This window comes from Kitasatospora sp. NPDC094028 (assembly GCF_049543595.1).
GTDB lineage: Bacteria > Actinomycetota > Actinomycetes > Streptomycetales > Streptomycetaceae > Kitasatospora.
On record NZ_JBMVFA010000110.1, the window covers coordinates 1 to 1,210 of the forward strand.

Below are 1,210 nucleotides of genomic sequence, written 5' to 3' on the forward strand. Positions count from 1 at the left end.
GTCGGCGGCCCGATCCTCTCGGCGTCCTCGTACTTCATGAAGTCCCCGCCGGTGCAGTACTTCGACGACGAGGCCCGCGAGAACGTCGAGAAGTTCATCCGCGGCGACGTCGAGCGCTAGAGCTCGGCACCGCCCCACGGGGAGCCGCTCGTACAAAAATCGCTCCTGCCAGGGCTGTGAAGGTCCCCGGGTCCCGACCCGGGGACCTTCCGCATATGTGAGGCTGTGCCCCATGCCCGTCGTCCGTGACCTGCGCGTCCTGCTGCGCCTGCGGTACTTCCGGCGCCTGCTGTACGTCCGCCTGCTGTCCCAGGGCGCCGACGGCGTCTACCAGGTCGCGCTCGCCGCCTATGTCGTCTTCTCCCCGGAGAAGCAGACCTCGGCGGCCGCGATCGCCTCGGCGATGGCGGTGCTGCTTCTCCCCTATTCACTCGTCGGCCCCTTCGCGGGCGTCCTGCTGGACCGCTGGCAGCGCCGCCAGGTGTTCGTCCACGGCAATCTGCTGCGCGCCCTGCTGGCCCTCGGCACCGCCGTGCTGATGGCGGGCGACGCCCCCGCCTGGCTCTTCTACGTCTCGGCGCTGTGTGTCACGGCCGTCAACCGCTTCATCCTCGCCGGGCTGTCCGCGGCCCTGCCCCGCGTGGTCGACACCGAGCGCCTGGTGATCGCCAACTCGCTGTCCCCGACGGCCGGCACGCTCGCCGCGACCGCCGGGGGCGGGCTCGCGTTCGCGGTACGGCTGCTGTCCTCGGGCTCCGACGCCGCGGTGGTGCTCCTGGGCGCCCTGCTCTATCTGTGCGCGGGAGTGGTCTCCCTGAGCATGGCGCCCGCCCTTCTCGGGCCCGACCGGCAGCAGCTGCAACCGCACCTGGCGACCGCGCTCGCCGCCACGGCTCGCGATCTGCTCGCCGCGATCCGGCATCTGGCCGCGCCCCGCCGCAGGGCGGCGGCCTGGGCACTGGCCTCGATGACGCTGATGCGCTTCTGCTACGGCGCGCTCCTCGTCCTGCTGCTCATGCTGTGCCGCTACACCCTCTCGTCCGGGCCCGAGGAAGGGCTGCGGCTGCTCGGTCTGGCGCTGGCCCTGTCCGGCGCCGGGTTCTTCGTGGCGGCCGCGGTGACCCCCTGGGCGGCCGGACGGCTGGGACCGCTGCGCTGGATCGTGGTGTGCTCGGCGGCGGCCGCGGTACTGGAACCCGCACTCGGTCTG

At 72.5% G+C, this 1,210-nt stretch carries 1 protein-coding gene and 1 pseudogene; both read left to right on the forward strand.

The genetic code is table 11. The features are described from left to right. Positions 1 to 120, forward strand: a pseudogene (locus tag ACPC54_RS42135) (inositol-3-phosphate synthase); the annotation flags it as partial. Positions 121 to 232: 112 nt separating this feature from the next. Beyond that, the coding region (locus tag ACPC54_RS42140; protein WP_498973051.1) for an MFS transporter at positions 233 to 1,210 on the forward strand (978 nt) is incomplete at its 3' end.